This window comes from Methylobacterium terricola, assembly GCF_006151805.1.
Lineage (GTDB): Bacteria > Pseudomonadota > Alphaproteobacteria > Rhizobiales > Beijerinckiaceae > Methylobacterium > Methylobacterium terricola.
This window is the reverse complement of record NZ_VDDA01000003.1, coordinates 162155-181497: the sequence shown is the minus strand read 5'-3', so window position 1 is coordinate 181497 and position 19343 is coordinate 162155. Positions and strand designations below refer to the sequence as shown.

Here is a 19343-nt window from a genome sequence, read left to right as displayed (position 1 = left end):
CTCACAGGGCTCCCGCCAGCACGCGGTCGAGGGCGGGATCGTCCGGCGTCACGTGGTAGAGCCGGCCGTAGAGGTCGCGGGCGATTCCGCGGACGTCTTCCGGAAACTGCGCCGGGTAGAGGATCTTGCCGAGCCACCACAGGCCGACGAGACGGTTGACCGAGGGCGGGGCATCGACCCAGCCGAAGGGGAGCGTCGGGCTGACGTGCAGGCGGTTCCGGGCCAGGGCCGGCGTCGCCTGCCAGAGCGGATCCTGTCGCGCCGCGGCCGCGAAGGCGGGATCGAGGGCGATGATCACCTCGGGCGCCCATGCCACCACGTCCTCGGGCGACACCTGCGCCAGGCTGCCGCCGGGGCCGGCGACGTTGACGGCGCCCATCAGCGCCAGCGCCTCGACGTTGATCGACCCCGCCCGCGCCGTCTCGAGGCCGCGGGGCCCGCGGGCGAGGTAGACCCGGGGGCGCTGGCCCTCCGGCACCGCCGCGACGCGCTCGTGCATCGTCGCCAGGAGGCGCCCGGCGAGGGCGGCCAGGTTTTCGGCGGCGGTTTCGCGCCCGAGGAGGCGGCCGAGGCTGCGATAGGTCGCGGGTGCCGCCGCCAGGCGCCCGTCGAGAAGGGCATAGGGGATGCCGGTCTGGCCCTGTACCCGGTCGGCCAGCGACCGGTAGGTCTCGGCGGTCGAGCCGACGTCGAGGATCAGGTCGGGCTTGAGCGCCAGCACCGATTCGAGGTTGGCGGTGTTGCCGCGGCCCGTCAGCCGCCCGACCTCCGGCAGGTCGGCCGATCGAGGCTGCAGGTAGGGTCTCTCCGCCGGGCGGATCGCCCGCGGCCAGCCGAGCAGCAGCTCGGGCGCCAGGGTGTAGAGCAGGATCGCCGCCGGGGGCCCGGCGGGAAACACCCGGGCGACGGGAGGGCGCAAGCCATCGAGGGCCCGGCCGGCATCGTCCCGCACGGGATCGGCGGCACGGGCCGGCGCGCCGGCCGCCGCGAGGGAGGCCGCGCCGAAGAGCAGGGCACGCCGGTCGAGCCGCATCGATCGGGAGGATCAGTCGGTGGCGATCATCACGTCGCTGGACTTGATCACCGCCGTCACGGTCTTGCCGGGGGCGAGGCCCAGCTCGTCGGCGGATTCGTTAGTGATCGCCGCGGTGACGACCTGCCCGCCGGCGAGCTCGACGCGGATATGGGCGGTGGTGGCGCCCTTCTTGACCTCGAGGACCTTGCCGCCGAGCTGGTTGCGCGCGCTGATCTTCATCTCGGGCTCACTCTCGCGTCGAACTCTCCGGCGTCCCGCCGCGCGGCCACCGTCCCAGCACAGATAGGCGAAGCCCCCCGCCCGGCGAGCGGTCGGCACCCGAAATCACGGCCGGGTTTCGGCGGCGGGGAACCGAAACCAAAGCCGGCATCGCCCGTTGACGTGCAGCTTCGAGCGGGCCCGCCCGCTCGCGACTGGTTCGAGGGAGACCGACGACGATGCACCAGGGCAGCCACCGCGACCACGAGGGCGCAAAGAAGCTCTTCGCGATGATCAAGGACGTGAAGGTCGCGATGATGACCACGGCCGATTCCGACGGGCAGCTGCGCAGCCGCCCGATGTGGAACCAGGACGCGGACGAGGCCGGCGACCTCTGGTTCTTCGTCAAGCAGGACGCGCCGGTGACCAACGAGATCGGCCGCGACAACCAGGTCAACCTGTCCTATTCCGACCCGTCGAGCCAGAACTACGTCTCGGTGTCGGGCAAGGCCGAGATCGTGCGCGACAAGGCGCAGATCGAGGCCAAGTGGAGCGAGAGCCTGAAGACCTGGTTCCCGGGCGGCAAGGACGACCCGTCGATCGCGCTGATCCGCGTCCACCCCGAGAAGGGCGAGTACTGGGACAGCCCGAACTCGACGATGCTGCATCTCTACGGCTACGTGAAGGCCGCGGTGACCGGCGAGTCGCCGAAGACCGAGAAGAAGGCCGTCGACCTCGGCGCCCGCTGAGCCGGAGCCCCGCCGAGGCGAAATTCCGTCGAGGAATGCGGACAAGACCGGGCCGGCGCTTGACTCGGCGGCCCGAACCGTGCCGGCTTCGCACCCTCCGTCGCCCCGCCCGAGGGGCGATGGTCCGGCCGCCCGCAGGAGGCGGTCCTGAATCAGGCAGGCACGGGCGATGCTCGATCTCGCGACCAGGGTCTACAACCACACCTGGAAGATCGACCCGATCATCCGCTCCGTGCTGGACACGGATTTCTACAAGCTTCTGATGGCCCAGACGATCTTCCGGCGTCACCGGAACGTCTCGGTCACCTTCGGGATCCAGAACCGCACCAGCCGGGTCCGGCTCGCCGACCTGATCGATCCCGGCGAGCTGCGCGAGCAGCTCGACCATTGCCGCTCGCTGCGGCTGACGCGGGGCGAATCGACCTGGCTGCGCGGCAACACCTTCTACGGCCGGCGCCAGATGTTCTCGCCGGACTTCATGGACTGGCTCGAGAACTTCCGCTTCCCCGACTACCTCCTGGAGAAGCAGGACGGCCAGTACGTGCTGACCTTCCACGGCCCGTGGATCGAGACCACGATGTGGGAGGTGCCGGCCCTGGCCATCCTCAACGAGCTGCGCTCGCGCGGCGTGCTCAAGGGCATGGGCAAGTTCGAGCTCCAGGTGCTCTATGCCCGGGCGATGACGCGGATCTGGGAGAAGATCGAGCGCCTGAAGACCCTGCCGGGCCTGTCGATCGCCGATTTCGGCACGCGGCGGCGCCACGGCTTCCTCTGGCAGGACTGGTGCGTCGAGGCGATGATCGAGGGGCTGGGTAGCGGCTTCCTCGGCACCTCGAACTGCCTGATCGCCTTGCGCCACGACATCGAGGCGGTGGGCACCAACGCGCACGAGCTGCCGATGGTCTATTCGGCGCTCGCCGAGGGTGAGGAGGAGCTGGCCCGCGCGCCCTACCTCGTGCTCGCCGACTGGCAGCGGGACTATGCCGGAAATCTCCTGGTGATCCTGCCCGACACCTACGGCACCACCGGCTTCCTCGAGAACGGCCCGGCCTGGATGGCCGACTGGACCGGCATCCGCATCGATTCGAAGGACCCGATCGAGGGCGGCGAGGAGGCCATTCGCTGGTGGACCAAGCACGGCCGCAACCCGCGGGAGAAGCTGGCGATCTTCTCCGACGGGCTCGATGTCGAGGTTATCGAGCGGATCCACCGCCATTTCCACGGCCGTCTGCGCATCGGCTACGGCTGGGGCACGCTGCTCACCAACGATTTCCGAGGCCTGGCGCCGGACCGCCGTCTCGATCCGATCTCGATCGTCTGCAAGGTGATCTCCGCCAACGGCCATCCGACCGTGAAGCTCTCCGACAACCCGACCAAGGCGCTCGGTCCCGAGGAGGAGGTGGAGCGCTACAAGCGGGTGTTCGGCGTCGGCGCGCAACAGGCTTTGCCAGTGCTGGTATAGAGCATCGGTATCCCAAGCTTTTCCCACGCCTCGCCTCCTCTGACGCAGGGATGACGGGCAGAGCGGGAGCAATCCTGCTCGCCTGCACCGACATTGTCGGATTCGTCATCAATTCCGTGGTTCCGTGCAGCCTGAGTCGGGATCGGAACCGTGGCGCATGCCCCTGCGAAATGAATCGGACGATATCCACGTCGCGCTCGTCGGCGAGCTCGCGCGGATCGGCCTGCCGAACGGCATCATGGGCGTCACCCTGGTCGGGGTGGGCCTGTTCGCGGCTCATGCCCTCGGCGATACGGTCCTTCTCGCCGCGACGCTGGTCGGCGGTCTGGCCTCGGCGGGCAAGCTCGGCCTCATCGTCCGGCACCTGAGGCGGAATGCGCAAGGACCGCTTGCGCGCCACGAGGCCGTCCGCTGGGAGCGCGGCCACATCCTGACGACCGCGGTCATCGCGGCCTCGGTCGGCGTGCTCACCGGCCGGCTCTTCGCGCAGGCGGACCTGCAGATGCAGATGCTCGCGACGGGATTGCTGTTCGGCTACTGCTCCGGCGTCGTCACCCACCTCTCCATCCGGCCCCGCATGGCGGCGGCCGCCCTGCTGCTGGCCACCCTTCCGCCGATCGGGGCGGCCGCGTGGTCCGAAGGCAGGCCGCACCACATCCTGGCGGCGATGTTCGCCCTCTTCCTCGTCGGGGCGCTGCAGAGTGTCCTGTCCGCCTACCGGACCGCGATCCGGCAGATCCGGCTGCGCCTCGACATGGCGGCGCTCGCCCGCAGCGACGCCTTGACCGGGCTCGCCAACCGGCTCGGCCTTCGCCGGGCGTTCGGCAGCCTGCCCGCGACGGACGGCGCGGCGGTGGCGGTCCATTGCTTCGATCTCGACGGTTTCAAGCTCGTCAACGACCGCTACGGCCACGCGGTCGGCGACGCCCTGCTGCAGGAGCTCGGGGCACGCCTGCAACGCCTCGTCGTTGCGCCGGCGGTGGTGGCGCGGGTGGGCGGCGACGAGTTCGTGGTGCTCCAGCCCTCGGTCCAGCATCCCAGGGAGGCGGAGATCCTCGCGCGCCGCATCGCCCACACCCTCGAGGCGCCCTACCAGCTCGCGGGGCAGACCGTCAGCGTCGGGCTAAGCTTGGGCTACGCCTCCGCGCCGTCGGCGTCGGCGAATCTCGACGACCTGCTCCGGCGGGCCGACGCGGCCTCCTACGCGGTCAAGCGGCGCGGCGGCGGCGTCGCCGTGGGGGCAGCCGCAGGAGAGACGGGGGCATTGCTGGCCGTGGCGGAGGTGGCGTGAGACGACGGCCCGACGGCCCGACGGCCCGTCGGAGGCGTGCCATACCCTCGCGCCTTGGCATCGACACGGCGATGCCAAGGCGTCCGGCGCATCAGCGCCGACGCCCGTTCGGGCGTGCCTTGCGCCCTCGAACGGATCCGTTCGAAGGCGCGGCGGTATCACTGCAGCTTCGCCCGGTAGGTCTCGCCGGCCTTTGCCTTCAGCTCCGCCCCCGCACCGCGTCCGATCGCCTGCGCGTCGGCGGTCCGGCCGGTGCGGTGGGTGGCCCAGTGGGCGCTGCCGTCGGGCAGGAACAGGATCCCGTCGAGGGTGAGGCGGTCGCCGTCGATCTGGGCGAGCGCCGCGATCGGGGTGCGGCAGGAGCCGTCGAGCTCCTCGAGCAGCGCCCGCTCGGCGCCGACCGCGATCGTGGTCGTCGGGCAGGCGACGGCCTGCAGGAGGGCGATCAGCTCGGCATCGCCGGCCCGGCACTCGATGCCCAGCGCTCCCTGTGCCACCGCCGGCAGCATCGTGCTCACCGGCAGGATCTCCTGGGCGCGGTCGGCGAGGCCGAGGCGTTCGAGGCCCGCGATGGCGAGCAGCGTGGCGTCGCAGGTGCCCTCCTCCAGGCGCTTCATCCGGGTGTTGGCGTTGCCGCGCAGGGGCACGATCCGGAGGTCAGGCCGGTGCATCAGCACCTGGGCGCCGCGGCGCAACGACGAGGTGCCGACCCGGCCGCCCGGCGGCAGGGTGGCGAGGCTCGCCGCCCGCGGCGACAGGAAGGCGTCGCGGGGATCGTCGCGCTCGAGGATGCAGGCGATGACGAGGCCGTCCGGCAGCCAGGTCTCGACGTCCTTCATCGAGTGGACGGCGATGTCGACCTGATCGGCGAGGAGCGCCTGCTCCAGCTCCTTGGTGAACAGGCCCTTGCCGCCGATCTCGGAGAGCGGCCGGTCGAGCACCTTGTCGGCCACCGTGGTGACGACGACCAGCTCCATCGCGCCGGGCTCGGCGAGGTCGGGATGGGCCGCCGCGATGCGGTCGCGCACCATCCCGGTCTGGGCGAGCGCCATCGGGCTGCCGCGGGTGCCGATGCGCAGGGGACGTCGGGGCAGAGGTCGCGACATGACGGGGGCCGTGAGATCGAGGAGCCTTCGGACTCGCGAGTAGCGAACCGGGCGCCCCGTGTCACGCGGCTACTCCCGCGGGGGCGTCTCGCGCGGCACCTGCTCGTCGGCGGGCCGGCCGCCCTGCGGCGTGCCGGCGGCGGGCTTCGTCTCGCCCGTCGGGGTCGCGCCCGCGGGACGGCGGCTCGCCCCGAGGCTGTCGTTGGCCAGGCCCTCGCCGGGCTTGGGATCGGGGTCCGGTGTGCGGTGGTCGGTCATGGCTGTCCTCCGGTCGTCCCGAGGGCAACGGCCGGGCCGACAGCCAGTTCAGAAACCCTGGACCGCCAGCACTGTGTGCTCGACCTGCGGCGGGGCGGCGAAATGCTCGGAGACCAGGGCGCGCCAAGCCGGGAAATCCGCCGATTCGCGGAAATCGACGGTGTGGTTCTCCAGGGTCTCCCACTGGACCATCAGCCGGTAGCGGGTCGGGACCTCGACCGAGCGCTGCAACTCCATGCCGCGGCAGCCCTGGGCGCGGCGGAACAGCGCCGCGGCCTGGGCGACACCGGCCTCGAAGGCCGCCTCGTGCCCGGCCTTCACCTCGATCTGCGCGATCTCCAGAACCATGCGACCCTCCCGTCTTCAGCCAGATCCATGCGCGAAGCCGCCGGCCTTGTCCACGCGGGACGCGCGGCAGGGAAGCGGTGCAGGGAAGCGGTGCAGGGAAGCGGTGCAGGGAAGCGGTGCAGGGAAGCGGTGCAGGGAAGCGGTGGATGAGTCCGGCGGGCGGTTGCCAACCCGGAACAGGACGCGCACAAACCGTGGATGACCTGTGCATGGGGGCAACCGGCCCCGGCCGGCGCCGTTTCCTTGCCGGAGCGTGACAGCGGAGTTCGGTCCCCATGGCGACGCTGAAGGAATTCGAGGAAGCCCTGCGCGAGAACGGCATGCTGATGGCCCTCGCGATCCTCGAGCGGCTGCGCGAGCGCGACCGCGCCACCCGGGTGGTCAAGCCAGGCCGTCGCATCGTCGGCAAGAAGATGACCCCGGAACTGGCCCGCCAGATCCTCGAGCTGCACGGCTCGACGGAGATGACCCAGCAGGAGATCGCGTTCAAGCTCGGCGTCAACCAGGGCCGGGTGAACGAGGTGATCAAGCGGGGCAAGTGGCTCTCGGGCGACCAGACCGCCCCGGAGGCCGTGGCCCGTGACAAGGGCAAGGCGCGCATCCAGGGCGCCGAGCCGAAGCGGCCGCGCAAGGCGGCGGCCAAGGGGGGCCAGAAGAGCGGGGCGAGGAGCGGGGCGGCGAAGGACAAGGCCGGCAAGCCGCAGAGGCAGCCGGCGACGGCGCAGCTCGCCTTCGGGGATCTCTGAGCGGCGGCTCGCTCGGCCGGCCGGCGGCGCCAACCCCCTCCCTGCCGGTCCGGGGCCGCCGACGCGGAGCCCGTAACGACAGGACGCGCGCCTCCGGTCGTCGGACCCCATGTCCTCAGTCGCATTGGGCATCGGCCCGAGATGGTCTAACCGTGAGGGGCCGAAGCCGCCCCGATCGACGGGCGGCCGGTCACAGGCCGGACCGATCCGGGAGGACCACGCCATGTCCGATCACGCGATGTACGACGCCGCCAACCTCGCGAAGCTGCCCGCCCTGAAGGGCCTCGCCCCCGAGGCGATGGCGGCCTTCGAGGCCCTCGACAAGGCGGCGCTCGCCGACGGTGCGATCCCGCGCAAGTACAAGGAGCTGATGGCGCTCGCGGTCGCCCTGACCACGCAATGCCCCTACTGCCTCGAGGTGCATCGCGAGGCGGCGAAGAAGGCCGGCGCCACCGAGCAGGAACTGGCCGAGACCGTGTTCGTGGCGGTGGCCCTGCGGGCCGGCGCGGCGCTCACCCACGGCACCCACCTGCTGCCCTGACCACGAAGAAACGCCCCGGCCGCGAGGCCGGGGCGCTCCCCCCTGACGAGTACGTCCGAACCGGCGCTTACGCGGCCTGCTGGACGCTGCCCTCGATCGAGTGCGGGCGGGAGCCCGAGGCGATCTGGATCTGGCGGGGCTTCTTGGCCTCCGGGATCTCGCGGACGAGATCGACGTGGAGCAGGCCGTTCTCCAGCACCGCACCGGTCACCTGGACGTGGTCGGCGAGCTGGAAGCGCCGCTCGAAGCCGCGGGCCGCGATGCCCTGATGCAGGAACTCGGCCTGCTTGGCCTCGGCCTTGCGCTCGCCCTTCACGGTGAGCGCGTTCTCGCGGGTCTCGATCGACAGGTCCTGGTCGGTGAAGCCGGCCACCGCGAGGGTGATGCGGTAGGCGTTCTCGGCCGTGCGCTCGATGTTGTAGGGTGGGTAGGTCGGCGCCGCATCCGAGGTCACGAACTGGTCGAGAGCCGAAAACAGGCGGTCGAAGCCGACGGTCGAACGGTACAGGGGGGCGAGATCGAACTGACGCATGACATATTCTCCGTCTGAAGCAATATGTAGTCTTGTGGGTCCGCCGCTGGGGCCGGGCCCGGTCTTGCGCGCCGCCGTATCGGCCGGCGCCCCTCGCATATTGGCGTGGGTTCTCGACTGATCAAGACCGCCGCCGACCGGGTCGTGCGAATTTTTTTCGAGGCGGTCGGGGGAGGGACGGGACGGGCGCGGATCCCGCTCCACTTGTTAGGGTGTGCCGTGCGAGGATGCGGCGGATGCCTGAATTCGGGGAGCCTGCCGTGACCGTTCCGCTGCTCGCCACGCCCGACAACCCGATCCCGCCGGGGGCCGTGCTCCAGACGGTGCGCACCGCCGATGGCCTGTCCTTGCGCGTCGCCACCTGGGCGCCGACGGCGCGGGTGGTCCAGGGCACGGTCTGCCTGGTGCAGGGCCGGGCGGAGTTCATCGAGAAGTACTTCGAGACCGTGGCCGACCTGCGCGGCCGCGGCTTCCACGTCGTCGCCTTCGACTGGCGCGGCCAGGGCGGGTCGGACCGCACCGTCGAGGACCCGCACAAGGGCCATGTCGACGACTTCTCCGAGTACCGCCTCGACCTCGCGGCAGTGGAGGCGCAGGTGATGGAGGGGCGGCTGCCGCGGCCGTTCTTCGGCCTCGCCCATTCGATGGGCGGCGCGGTCTGCCTCACCGCCGCCCGGGAGGGCTGGCTGCCGTTCAGCCGCCTCGTCGTGCTGGCCCCGATGGTGGCGATCTGCATGATCCGCCGGCCGAAGGCGGCGATGCGGCTCGCGGCCTTCCTGCGGGCCTTGGGCTTGGGCCGCCGCTACGTGCCGGGCGGCTCCGCGGTCTCGATCGCCACCAAGCCGTTCCCGAACAACCGCCTGACCGCCGATCCCGTCCGCTACGCCCGCAACGCCGCCGCGGCCCTGGCGGTGGGCGCCGGCGCCGTCGGCGATCCGACCATCGGCTGGCTCGCCGCCGCCTTCCGGGCGATGCGCCGCTTCGAGGATCCGCGCTACCCCCTCAGCATCCGCGTGCCGGTGCTGGTGGTCGCCGCCGGCGCCGATCCGGTCTGCAGCACCCCGGCGGTGGAGCGCTTCGCGGCAAGGCTCGCCGCCGGCCACACCATCACCCTGCGTGGTGCCCGCCACGAGATCCTGATGGAGCGCGAGGCCGTCCGCGAGCAGTTCTGGGCGGCGTTCGATGCGTTCGTGCCGGGCTCCGCGACCCCGGTGGCGGGGGAGGAGCGGGCCGCGGTGGCGTGAGGGCGCTCACCCTCGCCAGCGCAGGCGATCGATGAGCGCTGGCGTCGCCTGACGGATCGGGGGATGGAGGTGGAGGCCGGGGAGGGGCGGGCACCCTTCGTCCAGCACCTGGACGAGACGGCCCGCCGCCACGTCCTCCGCTGCGTCCGTCGTCGGGGGACAGAGGTGAAGCCGGTTCTGGTCTCGGCTGGAAGAAGTCGCACGAACGTCCTGAACAATACCGATGACGGCGAGGATTGTCGTGAATTCCGCATGACCATGCTGCTTTTCAGTCGTAAAACACCGACTATTCTAAGTCATGAAGCATCGGGTCGCCTCTCTCATGAAGAGACACGTTTCCTGACGGGTCGACACAGCACAGCCTGACGATTTGCGCTTCCGGACAAAACAGTGTGCGCGCCCAGGCAAGCGCGGCATCGGCCGATGAGATAATGTCCTCTCAAGTTCAAGGCGGGTCAGGGGGTGGCGATGCTGGACGGAATCGGGTCTACGTAGTCTGCGGTATTTCGCTCTGCCACATGTCATTGAATGAATATATCCCGATGTAGCACGTCAAGGCGAGCGCCGGGAAAATACATTCAATGACGAGACATTCGGATATTCTGAAGATGACGTCGGTTATCGCATCGGCTTACGTGTCGAGGAATCACGTGTCCCTGACCGAGGTGCCGGGCGTCATCGCCCGCATCCATGCCGCCCTGATCGCCGTGGCGGCCCGGCGGGCACGGGGGCCGGTCCAGTGTCAGCCGAGCGAGGCCCAGATCGCCGCCTCGGTGAAGCGCAACCGGATCATCAGCTTCATCGACGGCAAGCCGTACAAGTCGCTGAAATGGCAGCTCGCGGCCCACGGCCTCACGCCGGATCAGTACCGGGCACGCTTCGGGCTGCCGCAGACCTATCCGATGGTGGCGCCGACCTACGACCGGTCGCTCGCCCGGGATGAGGACGGACCGGCCAGGCGGCCGACGCCGTAGATCCGTCCGGCCCCCGAGGCCGGCCGGTGACGCGAGCGAGCAGCGTCTCCGGCCGCCCGGTCCTGCATCGAGGCGAGATCGGTTCGGGTGGTCCGGTCGACCGCCCCTGTCGTCCATGTGTTTGTCCATGTGTTTGTCCATGCGTCGTCCCGAGGTCGGAGGACGCATGGACAGATGCATCCGCCTTCCCCGGGAGGGCGTGGGGCCATCTTGTCTGGTGACCCCCGGCCGCTCGTCCCCGTGTCGCAGCGAGAGCCGTGCCCGATCCGCGTAGCCGTCGCGCGCTGCTCTCGATCCTCGGTCCTGGCGCATTTCCAGCATCAAACCGGAATCCGCTTCGCCGGAGAACGCTCCGGCAATGTTGCATGGCCGTTTCGGTACCCTTTTAAGGAGACGAGGCATGACTGTGTTGCTGGGCGAGCGCATCGTCGAGCGCGCCCGGGCCGCCCTGTCGCGCCTGTTCGACGATGCGGCCGTCGGCGGCATCGACATGCGGGTCGTCGAGGGCATCGTGCACCCGCTGATGGGGGCGTTGCGGGAGGGCGGCGTGCAGGGCTGGCTCGTCCTGGTCCACGCCCACAAGAGCCAGGACGTCGTGCAGCACTCGCTGCACGTCGCCGGCCTGGCGGCCAACTTCGCCCACCATCTCGGCCTGTCCGACCGCGATTGCGTCACCTTGGTCCGTGCCGGCCTGCTGCACGACATCGGCAAGGCCCGCATCCCGCGGGCGATCCTCGACAAGCCGGGCGCGCTGACCGCGGCGGAGATGGCCCTGATGCGGACCCACGCCGCCATCGGCCATGAGATCCTGCTCGAATCCGGGATGCGGGACCCGATCGTGCTGGCGGTGGCGCGCCACCACCACGAGATGCTCGACGGGTCGGGCTATCCGGACCGGCGCGCCGGCGGCGCCATCCGGGAGCTCGTCCGGCTCACGACGGTGTGCGACATCTACGCGGCACTGACCGAGCTGCGGCCGTACCGCACGTGGATGACCCGCGCCGACGCCCTGGCGATCCTGCGGGAGATGGCCCCCACCCGGCTCGACCCGGTCCTGGTGCAGGCCTTCGAGGCCTCCCTCGACGCGTCCTTCGCGCGGGAGACGGCGCGCACGGTCCGCCTCTCCCCGCCGGTCGTGCGCCGGGCCCTGTGCGACGGCGGCCCGCTTTAGAGCGTGTCCCGACGAGGCGGAGCCCGGCCCGTCGCGGAGGATGCGGCACCACCGACGGATCGCGCGCCGCGCCCGGCGGTCCCGCCACGGACCACGACGCGGGAGGCCGCGCCGCCGATGGGCGACCGGTGCAAGACGGATCATGGGGGCGTCGGCGCCGCGTCCGGCCCTGTCGTATCCCGTGTTGCAGCGCGATCGGGCGCGGCCCCGGAACGATCGCCGGTTCACGCCGCGGAGGCGAGCGCCATCCGCCGGTACTCGCTCGGGGTGACGTCGAAGCGGTCCTTGAAGCGGCGGGAGAAATGCGCCTGGCTGACGAAGCCGCAGCCATAGGCCAGCGCTCCGATCGACAGATGCGCGTGGCCGGGATCGGCGAGCCGCCGGGCGGCGGCCTCCAGCCGGCGGTGCCACAGCCAGTCCGCGACGAGATGGCCGCGCTCGTGGAACAGCTGCTGCAGGTGGCGCAGCGACACCCCCACGGCCGCCGCGAGCTGCGGCGGGTCGAGGGTCGGATCACCGAGATTGGCCTCCATGTAGGCTTTCGCCCGCTGCACGATCACCGTGCCCTGGAGCGGGCGCGGGGTCTCCCGCGCCATCCGCTCGGCGAGGCTGGCGACGACGAGGTCGATGCCGATCCGCGCCATGCGCTCGGCCATGTCCGGGCTCATCTGCTCGTGCACGCGGATCAGGTCCTCGAAGAACGTGCGCACCAGGGACGCGCCGGGCAGGCTGCCCCCGACGGTCAGGCCCGCATAGAGCGCGGCCCCGCCGAGCACGCTCTCCAGCCGCTCGCGCGGAAGCTCGATCAGCAGGGAGCTCGTCGGGTCGGGAAACTCGTAGGAGAGCGGCTTGTTGCGGTCGAAGACCGTGATGTCGCCGGGCTGCTGCACCACCGTCCGGTCGTACTGGCGGCTTCGCGCCGAGCCGGACAATCGCAGGATGATGGCGAGCGTATCCTGCTTGGTGTGGCGGCGGATCGTCTGCGGCGTCATGTCGACGGCCTGCCCGTTGAAGGTCGTCCGCGTGACCAGCATGCCGCCGATCTCCGCGCCTTCGAGATGCGTGCGGAAGACGCCGTCGCCGATCGTCCGGCACACGCTCGGGACGAAGCGGTCCTGCACGATGTCGAGATAGGTCTGGAATTTCTTCCTGGACTTCAGATCGTCGGTAGAGAACAGCGTCTTCATCAAGGCCTAGGCCGCGTGCGAGGTACTCGCAAATCAGATGCAGCATCCGGCTACCAGTTCGTCGCCGCGACGACCAGTGGGGCGCGCAACTGCCTGGCCGGAAACTTGGATTTTATTCCTGATAATGACAAATATAGAGATGCTGCATCGTCAGCGACGACTTGAATTCCGATCCAGCAGAGGGCGGCGGACGATCAGGGCGACCAAGTCGAGCCGGAATGCGGTGTGATCGACCGGACACCGCTCGACGGGGAAAACATGGCGGCGTGCGTCATCGTCGCAGGGGCGTTCCGCTCCCGCATGCGGTCTGCCCCCGCCAATCCACCCTGTCCCGGACGAGTGCGGGCCTCCGACGCGATTCCGGACGGTACTGTCCGGAATCGCGCTCCGGAATCGCGTTGCGGGAGCGATCGCCGAGCGATCAATCGGCGTTCAGGAGCGCCAGGGCCGCCTCGTGCAGCCGCTTGTCGCCGGCTGCCACGATCCGCCCGCCCTTGGCGGCGGAATCCCCCTCCCAGGTCGTCACGACGCCGCCGGCGCCCTCGATCACCGGGATCATCGCCACGATGTCGTAGGGCTTCAGCGCGGCCTCGACCACGAGGTCGATATGGCCGGCGGCGAGCATCGCGTAGGCGTAGCAATCGGCGCCGTAGCGGGCGAGGCGGGTGGCCGTCTCGACCCGCTCGTAGGCCCGCCGGTCCGCGGTGCCCACGCCGAACAGGCGCGGATCGGTGGTGTGCAGGATGGCGTCCGCGAGATCGGCCTTGCGGCGGGTGCGCAGGCGGCGGGTGCCGTGCGGGCCCTGGTAATGGGCGGCTTCGCCGTCGCCGAAGAACCGCTCCCCGGTGAAGGGCTGGTTCATCAGGCCGTAGCAGGGCACGCCGCCGCGGGTGAGCCCGATCAGGGTGCCCCAGATCGGCAGGCCGGCGATGAAGCCGCGGGTCCCGTCGATGGGATCGAGCACCCAGACGTATTCCGCGTCCGCGTGCTCGGAGCCGAATTCCTCGCCGAGGATGCCGTGGTCGGGGAAGCTGCGCTTGATCAGCTGGCGCATCACCGCCTCGCCGGCCCGGTCGGCCTCGGTGACCGGATCGAACGCGGCGGTGCCGGCGGCCTTGTCCTCGGTGGCGAAGGAGGCGCGGAAGAACGGCAGGATGGCCTGACCCGACTGGGTGGCGAGCTCGTCCACGAACCGCGCGAAATCCACCACGCTCATGCTGTCCCCGCTCAACCGCTCGGCGGGCCCGCGGCCCGCTCTTGCCCGATCGAAAGGACGGCGCGGCTCCGGCGTCAAGCCCCGGCGTCAGACCTCGGCCCGTTCCGGCGCCCGTTCCGGGCGGGGCTCGGGCGGCGCGGCGGAGACCGGGGCGGGGCGGCCCGCCGGCGCGTCCCGCACCGCCTCCAGGCAGGCCTCGACGCCCTCGCGCAGGGAGACCGCGTAATGGTCGGCGCCCAGGGTGGCGCGGGCGTCGGGATCGGTCAGCACTGCGTCGTCCGCCGGCCACAGGCCCACCAGCACCTGCGCCTCCGGCGCCCGCCGCCGCAAGCGCTGCACGAGGTAGCGCAGATGGGCCGGCGTGCCGCTGATCTCGAGGTAGGAGATGCAGATCATCCGGGCCCCCGCCGCGTCGAGGGCGGCGATGCCGGAGCGGGTGACGTCCTCGAACGGCACCACCCGGGTGCCGAAGCCGTGCTTGCCGAGGAGCTGGGCCAGCATCATCGAGGCCGCCTCGTCGAGGGGGCCGCGGCCGGCGACGCACAGGATCGCGCCCTCGCGCCGCCACGCCTCGGGCAGCTGGTCGGGGGCGGGCGCGTCGGGCACCGCCGGGGCGGCCTCGCACGGCGCCCCCTCGTCCTGGCGGCCCGACAGGAGGCGGCCGGCGAGCGTCGGCTTCGTGTCGGGGGCCGCATCGCCGCGATCGGACAGATCCTCGATCAGCTGGGCGATGCCGACGCGGATGCGGTCGAGCTGGCTCTCGGTCAGCACCCCGCGGCGGGCATCGGTGGCGGCGAGCTGGAGGCCTTTCAGCGCCACCTCGTCGTAGTAGGAGGAGAGCGAGCACTGGGCGAGGATGGCTTCCGCCAGCTCCTGCGCCTCGTCCGGGTCGTCGGCGAGCATGCGCTGGTAGAAGTTCTCGACCGGAGTGAGCGCCGGCCGGTCGCCGAACAGCACGTCGAGGAATTCGAGCTTGTCGACGTGGCGGCCGAGCACCACGAGGCAGACGGTGAGCGGCGTCGAGAGCAGGAGCCCGACCGGTCCCCACAGCCAGGTCCAGAACAGGGCCGAGACCAGAACCGCGAAGGGCGACAGCCCGGTCGAGTGGCCGTAGAGCAGCGGCTCGATGAACTGGCCGACCAGCGGTTCGAGCACGATGAACAGGGCGGCGGTCGCCAGCACCATGTTCCAGCCCGGATCGACCGCGGCGGCGAGCGCCAGCGGCAGTACGGCCGACAGGAAGGCGCCGATATAGGGCACGAAGCGCATCAGCGCGGTGAAGATGCCCCACAGGATCGGGTTCGGCACGCCGATCAGCCACAGCCCGGTGCCGATGACGAGGCCGAACCCGGCATTCAGCGCGAGCTGGACCAGGAAGAACCGGCTCAGGCGCCGCGCCGCGTCGTCCATCGCCACGGTGGTGCGGTGCAGGTCGCTGGAGCCGACGAGGCGGATCATCCGGTCGCGCAGGTCCTCGCGCTGGACCAGGATGAAGATCAGCACCACGAAGACGATGCCGAGCGTCGCGAGCGGCGAGAGGACCGGCGACAGCACCTTCTCGGCGAGCTCGACCGGGCTCGGGTCGCGGTCGCGCACCTCGACGAGCACCGGCTTGTCGGGGTTCTGCACCGCGGGCGGCGGGGCGGGCTTGCCGGGCGCGGGCTTCTGCTCCGGCTTCTGCTCCTGGGGCTTCTGCTCCGGGGCCCCGGCCTGCTGGATCTGGTGGTTGATGCTGCGCAGGTAGCCGGCGAGGTCGCCGAGCGGCCCGGCCTTCAGGTTCTCGGCCTTCTGGGCGATGGTGCGCTGGTAGCGCGGCAGGCCGGTCGAGAGGTCGGCGACCTGCATGCCGATGAGGCCGCCCAATCCCGCCACCACGGCGAGGAGCAGCAGCACCGCGACGCCGACCGAGGGGATCCGCCCGAGCCGGAGCTTGCGCAGCAGCGCCACCAGCGGCCCGATGACGAAGCTGAGCAGCACCGCGATGGCGATCGGGATCAGGATCTCGCGGCCGAAATACAGGGCCGCCACGATCACCGCGGCGATGACCAGCGGCGCCGCCAGCCCATCGCCGGGGGTCTCGGCGGCCTGGACCCGGGCCGGCTTCATCGGCAGGGCCCGCCCACGATCGTCTCGCCCATCCGCCATGCGACGCACACTCGGCTCATGCCCGGCGCGTCATCGCGCCACGCTTCCACGGGGGAGGAACGGGGACGAGCGCGAAACGATCCGCCGCTGACGCAGCGCCATCCTCGCGAAAACGTGTGCGACCCTACTCGATCCGCACCATCACGCTGTCGCTCGCGCCGCCCGCGTCGAGCACCGAGATGCGCACGAAGCCGGCGCCGTCGGGCTGCCACTCGGCCTGGCGCCGGTCCGATTCGGCCACCGGTATTCCGCCGACGAGCCAGGTCAGCGGCAGGGTCCCGCCGAGCGCCTTGAGGGCGAGGCCGGCTGGCACCCCCTCCTGTGCGCCAAGATCGATCCGCGCCCCGTCCGGCGGGTAGGCGATGCGCAGGCGGTCGGTCGGGCCGGCCTCGCGGCGCAAGGCGCGCAGGGGAGGGGGGAGGGCGGCGGTCGTGGCCACCAGGGCGTCGCGGGGGCGCGGCACCGGCTCGGGCTCCCCGCCGAGCCGCGCGAAGGCGTCGAACAGCAGCGGTGCCGCCGCGACCCGCCCGACGAGCCCCGGCACCCCGGCCCCGTCCGGCCGCCCGAGCCAGGCCGCCACGGTGTACCGCCGGTCGAAGCCCACCGCCCAGGCGTCGCGGTAGCCGTAGGAGGTGCCGGTCTTGTAGGCGATCCGGTTCGGCAGGGCGCTCTCCGGCGGCGGGGTCCCCCGCAAGGTGTCGGCGACGTACCAGGCCGCCACCGGCTCGGCGATGCGCGGCAGGATCGCCGCATCCGCCGGGGCGTCGAGGCGGCGCCTCAGCACCGGCACGGTGCCGCCGCGGGCGATGCCCGCATAGAGCCGGGCGAGGTCGGCGAGCGTGATGCCGAGGCCTCCGAGCGCCACCGGCAGGCCGGGCGCGGCCTCCTTCGGCAGGACGATACCGGCCCCGGCGCTGCGCAGGCGGGCGATGAAGCGGGCCGGCCCCACCGCCTCCATCAGCTCCACCGCCGGCACGTTGAGGGAGAGCTGCAGCGCACGCCGCGCGGTCACCGTGCCCTGGAAGGTGAGGTCGAAGTTCTCCGGCGCGTAGGATGCGCCGAAGCGCGACGGGCGGTCCTCGATCAGGGTCTCGGGATGGGCGAGGCCCGCCTCGAACGCCATGGCGTAGATGAAGGGCTTGAGGGCCGAGCCCGGCGAGCGCACCGCCCCGGTCATGTCGATGGCGCCCGAGCGGGTGGAATCGAGGTAGCCGGCGCTGCCGACCTGGGCCCGCACCTCGCCGGTGGCGTTGTCGATGACGAGGAGCGCCGCCGACAGGCCGGGGCCGACGGATGCGGCGCGTTCCGCCACCAGGGGTTCGAGCCGCGCCTGCCAGCGGGCCTCGAGGGTGAGACGATGGACGGCCCGGCCCGGCTCCTGCGCCACGGCCCCCTCTGCGGCGTGGGCCGCGAGCATCGGGAAGGCTTTTCGGGAATGCGGCACCGGCTCGGCCTTGGCCGCCTCGGCCTCCGCCGCCGGCACCACGCCGCTTGCGGCCGCGAGGTCGAGCACCCGGTCGCGGGCCCGGCGGGCGGCCTCAGGGAAGCGGTCGGGCCGCCGCGCCTCCGGCGCCTGGGGGAGCGCCACCAGCAGGGCGGCCTCGGCCAGCGTGAGCCGGGCCGGCTCGTGCCCGACATAGGCGAGGCTCGCGGCCCTCAGGCCCTCGACCGGCCCGCCATAGGGCGCCAGCGCCAGGTAGAGCCGCAACACCCCGTCCTTGCCGAGGCGCCGCTCCAGGTCGACCGCCCGGGCGATCTGGCGCAGCTTGGCCGAGAGCGAGCGCGCGCCCCGCGGCTCGACGAGGCGCGCCACCTGCATCGACAGGGTCGAGGCTCCCGACACGATCCGCCCGGCGGCGAGCCACTGCCCGGCGGCGCGCATGAGCGCCAGCGGATCGACGCCCGGATGGGCGCGGAAGCGGCGGTCCTCATAGGCGGTCAGCAGGGCGAGGAAGCGCGGATCGACCGAAGCCGGGTCGAGCGGCAGCCGCCAGCGGCCGTCGGCCGTCGCGAAGGGACGCAGGAGCGTGCCGGTCCGGTCGAGGACGACCGTGGAGCGGGATTCGGCGGCGGTGAGGTCGAGGGGAGGGAGGGACGACCAGAGCCAGGCGGCGGCGAGGGCGGGCGCCGCGAGGGTGGCGAGGGCCAGGGCGGCGCGGCGCCACCGGGCCGTCGGTGTCGTGCGCGCTCCCATGGCTGCCGTTCCTCCGCCCGCATTCTTCCCGGGGCGATCCTGCCGCATTTCGGGCTCTCCGGCGATGGGGCGGGTGCGGGCGGCGGTCCGAGGTCGGGTGGGGTGGTCCGCTGGCGGGGCGGCAGAACCTGCTGCGTTCCGCACCCGCGACGGCAGCGGCGTGCCACGAAGCCGGGCGACAAAGGCGCGTGCTCCGTCATCCCGGCCCTTATCGTCGATCTCCGTCAGCGCCCTGCCTCACATCCCGGGACACACGTCGATGGCCGCCTTCAAGCCCAAGTTCATCACCTTCGATTGCTACGGCACGCTCATCTACTTCGAGATGGCGCCCGCGGCCCGCGCCCTCTACGCCGACCGCGTCCGCCCCGCGGCGATGGACCGCTTCGTCCGGGACTTCTCGCAATACCGGCTCGACGAGGTGCTGCACGACTTCAAGCCCTACAAGGACGTGGTCGCCAACGCCCTCATCCGCACCTGCAAGCGCAATGGGATCGAATACCGCGACAGCGACGCCGACACGATCTACGCCGCGATCCCGAGCTGGGGCCCGCACCCGGACGTGGTCGCGCCGCTGATGCGGGTGGCCCAGGAATTCCCCCTCGTCGGGCTCACCAACTCGATGATCGACCTGATCCCGCCCGGCATCCGGAGCCTGAAGGCCCCGTTCCACACCGTCATCACCGCCGAGGAGACCGGCGCCTACAAGCCGCACATGCGCGGCTTCGAGGTCATGCTCGACACGCTCGGGGTGAAGGCGGAGGAGGTGATGCACGTCTCCTCGTCGTTCCGCTACGACCTGATGACCGCCGCCGACATGGATTTCGGCGCCCGCGTCCACGTCGACCGCAACCACGAGCCGTTGTGCAGCGGCTACGCCACCCACCAGATCAAGGATATCGGCGGCCTGCCGGGGCTGCTGGGCCTCTGATCCCGCCGCGCCGTCGA

At 71.5% G+C, this 19343-nt stretch carries 19 protein-coding genes; 9 read left to right on the top strand and 10 right to left on the bottom strand.

Annotated elements, in window-relative coordinates; translation table 11 throughout:
* Position 1 precedes the first annotated feature (1 nt).
* Together FF100_RS08190 and FF100_RS08185 are read right to left on the bottom strand one after the other, a co-directional pair.
* Complete coding sequence (locus FF100_RS08190; RefSeq protein WP_139035069.1) at positions 2-1033, bottom strand: ABC transporter substrate-binding protein; 1032 nt, start codon at positions 1031-1033, stop codon at positions 2-4.
* A 12-nt stretch (positions 1034-1045) separates the two neighbouring features.
* Positions 1046-1255: a TOBE domain-containing protein gene (locus tag FF100_RS08185; RefSeq protein ID WP_139035068.1), complete on the bottom strand. Its 210-nt coding sequence runs from the start codon at positions 1253-1255 to the stop codon at positions 1046-1048.
* Between the two features lie 218 nt (positions 1256-1473).
* Between FF100_RS08185 and FF100_RS08180 the strand changes: the two genes are divergently transcribed.
* The 3 genes from FF100_RS08180 to FF100_RS08170 all read left to right on the top strand — a co-directional run bounded on the left by FF100_RS08180 (position 1474) and on the right by FF100_RS08170 (position 4736).
* The gene (locus tag FF100_RS08180; RefSeq protein ID WP_139035067.1) at positions 1474-1983 is read left to right on the top strand and encodes a pyridoxamine 5'-phosphate oxidase family protein; all 510 of its coding nucleotides are present in this window, start codon (positions 1474-1476) and stop codon (positions 1981-1983) included.
* Between the two features lie 169 nt (positions 1984-2152).
* On the top strand, positions 2153-3445 hold the full coding sequence (gene pncB / locus FF100_RS08175) for a nicotinate phosphoribosyltransferase (protein WP_139035066.1): 1293 nt from the start codon (positions 2153-2155) through the stop codon (positions 3443-3445).
* Between the two features lie 157 nt (positions 3446-3602).
* Positions 3603-4736 carry a GGDEF domain-containing protein gene (locus FF100_RS08170; protein ID WP_139035065.1) on the top strand — a complete coding sequence of 378 codons (1134 nt, stop codon included), beginning with the start codon at positions 3603-3605 and terminating at the stop codon, positions 4734-4736.
* 158 nt (positions 4737-4894) lie between these two features.
* Here the strand turns inward: FF100_RS08170 and hemC are convergent, their stop codons facing one another.
* The 3 genes from hemC to FF100_RS08155 form a co-directional block, all read right to left on the bottom strand.
* On the bottom strand, positions 4895-5842 hold the full coding sequence (gene hemC, locus FF100_RS08165) for a hydroxymethylbilane synthase (protein WP_171070094.1): 948 nt from the start codon (positions 5840-5842) through the stop codon (positions 4895-4897).
* A gap of 69 nt (positions 5843-5911) precedes the next feature.
* On the bottom strand, positions 5912-6100 hold the full coding sequence (locus FF100_RS08160) for a hypothetical protein (RefSeq protein WP_139035064.1): 189 nt from the start codon (positions 6098-6100) through the stop codon (positions 5912-5914).
* 48 nt (positions 6101-6148) lie between these two features.
* Positions 6149-6448 (bottom strand): antibiotic biosynthesis monooxygenase family protein, encoded by a 300-nt coding sequence (locus FF100_RS08155; protein WP_139035063.1) that lies wholly within the window; start codon positions 6446-6448, stop codon positions 6149-6151.
* A gap of 275 nt (positions 6449-6723) precedes the next feature.
* On the opposite strand from FF100_RS08155, the gene FF100_RS08150 reads away from it, so the two are divergent.
* Together FF100_RS08150 and FF100_RS08145 are read left to right on the top strand one after the other, a co-directional pair.
* The gene (locus FF100_RS08150) at positions 6724-7194 is read left to right on the top strand and encodes an RNA polymerase sigma factor sigma-70 region 4 domain-containing protein (protein WP_139035062.1); all 471 of its coding nucleotides are present in this window, start codon (positions 6724-6726) and stop codon (positions 7192-7194) included.
* A 238-nt stretch (positions 7195-7432) separates the two neighbouring features.
* Entirely contained in the window at positions 7433-7735 is a 303-nt protein-coding gene (locus FF100_RS08145; RefSeq protein ID WP_139035617.1) for a carboxymuconolactone decarboxylase family protein, read from the top strand.
* A 67-nt stretch (positions 7736-7802) separates the two neighbouring features.
* On the opposite strand, the gene FF100_RS08140 is transcribed toward FF100_RS08145, so the two are convergent.
* A complete protein-coding gene (locus tag FF100_RS08140; protein ID WP_139035061.1) occupies positions 7803-8267 on the bottom strand; it encodes an Hsp20 family protein in 465 nt (154 codons plus the stop codon).
* Between the two features lie 227 nt (positions 8268-8494).
* Here FF100_RS08140 and FF100_RS08135 point away from each other — a divergent pair, with 227 nt between their 5' ends.
* The 3 genes from FF100_RS08135 to FF100_RS08125 all read left to right on the top strand — a co-directional run bounded on the left by FF100_RS08135 (position 8495) and on the right by FF100_RS08125 (position 11656).
* The gene (locus FF100_RS08135; RefSeq protein WP_425463294.1) at positions 8495-9511 is read left to right on the top strand and encodes an alpha/beta fold hydrolase; all 1017 of its coding nucleotides are present in this window, start codon (positions 8495-8497) and stop codon (positions 9509-9511) included.
* 581 nt (positions 9512-10092) lie between these two features.
* A complete protein-coding gene (locus FF100_RS08130; RefSeq protein ID WP_139035059.1) occupies positions 10093-10485 on the top strand; it encodes a Ros/MucR family transcriptional regulator in 393 nt (130 codons plus the stop codon).
* A 400-nt stretch (positions 10486-10885) separates the two neighbouring features.
* Complete coding sequence (locus FF100_RS08125; RefSeq protein WP_171070091.1) at positions 10886-11656, top strand: HD-GYP domain-containing protein; 771 nt, start codon at positions 10886-10888, stop codon at positions 11654-11656.
* 224 nt (positions 11657-11880) lie between these two features.
* Here FF100_RS08125 and FF100_RS08120 read toward each other — a convergent pair whose 3' ends face one another.
* From FF100_RS08120 to pbpC, 4 genes are all read right to left on the bottom strand, one after another.
* Positions 11881-12843: a helix-turn-helix domain-containing protein gene (locus FF100_RS08120; protein WP_139035057.1), complete on the bottom strand. Its 963-nt coding sequence runs from the start codon at positions 12841-12843 to the stop codon at positions 11881-11883.
* A 421-nt stretch (positions 12844-13264) separates the two neighbouring features.
* Complete coding sequence (gene hisN, locus FF100_RS08115) at positions 13265-14059, bottom strand: histidinol-phosphatase (RefSeq protein ID WP_139035056.1); 795 nt, start codon at positions 14057-14059, stop codon at positions 13265-13267.
* Positions 14060-14146: 87 nt separating this feature from the next.
* Positions 14147-16204: an AI-2E family transporter gene (locus tag FF100_RS08110; RefSeq protein WP_139035055.1), complete on the bottom strand. Its 2058-nt coding sequence runs from the start codon at positions 16202-16204 to the stop codon at positions 14147-14149.
* 124 nt (positions 16205-16328) lie between these two features.
* Positions 16329-18398: a penicillin-binding protein 1C gene (gene pbpC, locus FF100_RS08105; protein ID WP_171070090.1), complete on the bottom strand. Its 2070-nt coding sequence runs from the start codon at positions 18396-18398 to the stop codon at positions 16329-16331.
* A 259-nt stretch (positions 18399-18657) separates the two neighbouring features.
* On the opposite strand from pbpC, the gene FF100_RS08100 reads away from it, so the two are divergent.
* A complete protein-coding gene (locus FF100_RS08100; protein WP_139035053.1) occupies positions 18658-19326 on the top strand; it encodes a haloacid dehalogenase type II in 669 nt (222 codons plus the stop codon).
* The last annotated feature ends 17 nt before the right edge of the window (positions 19327-19343 follow it).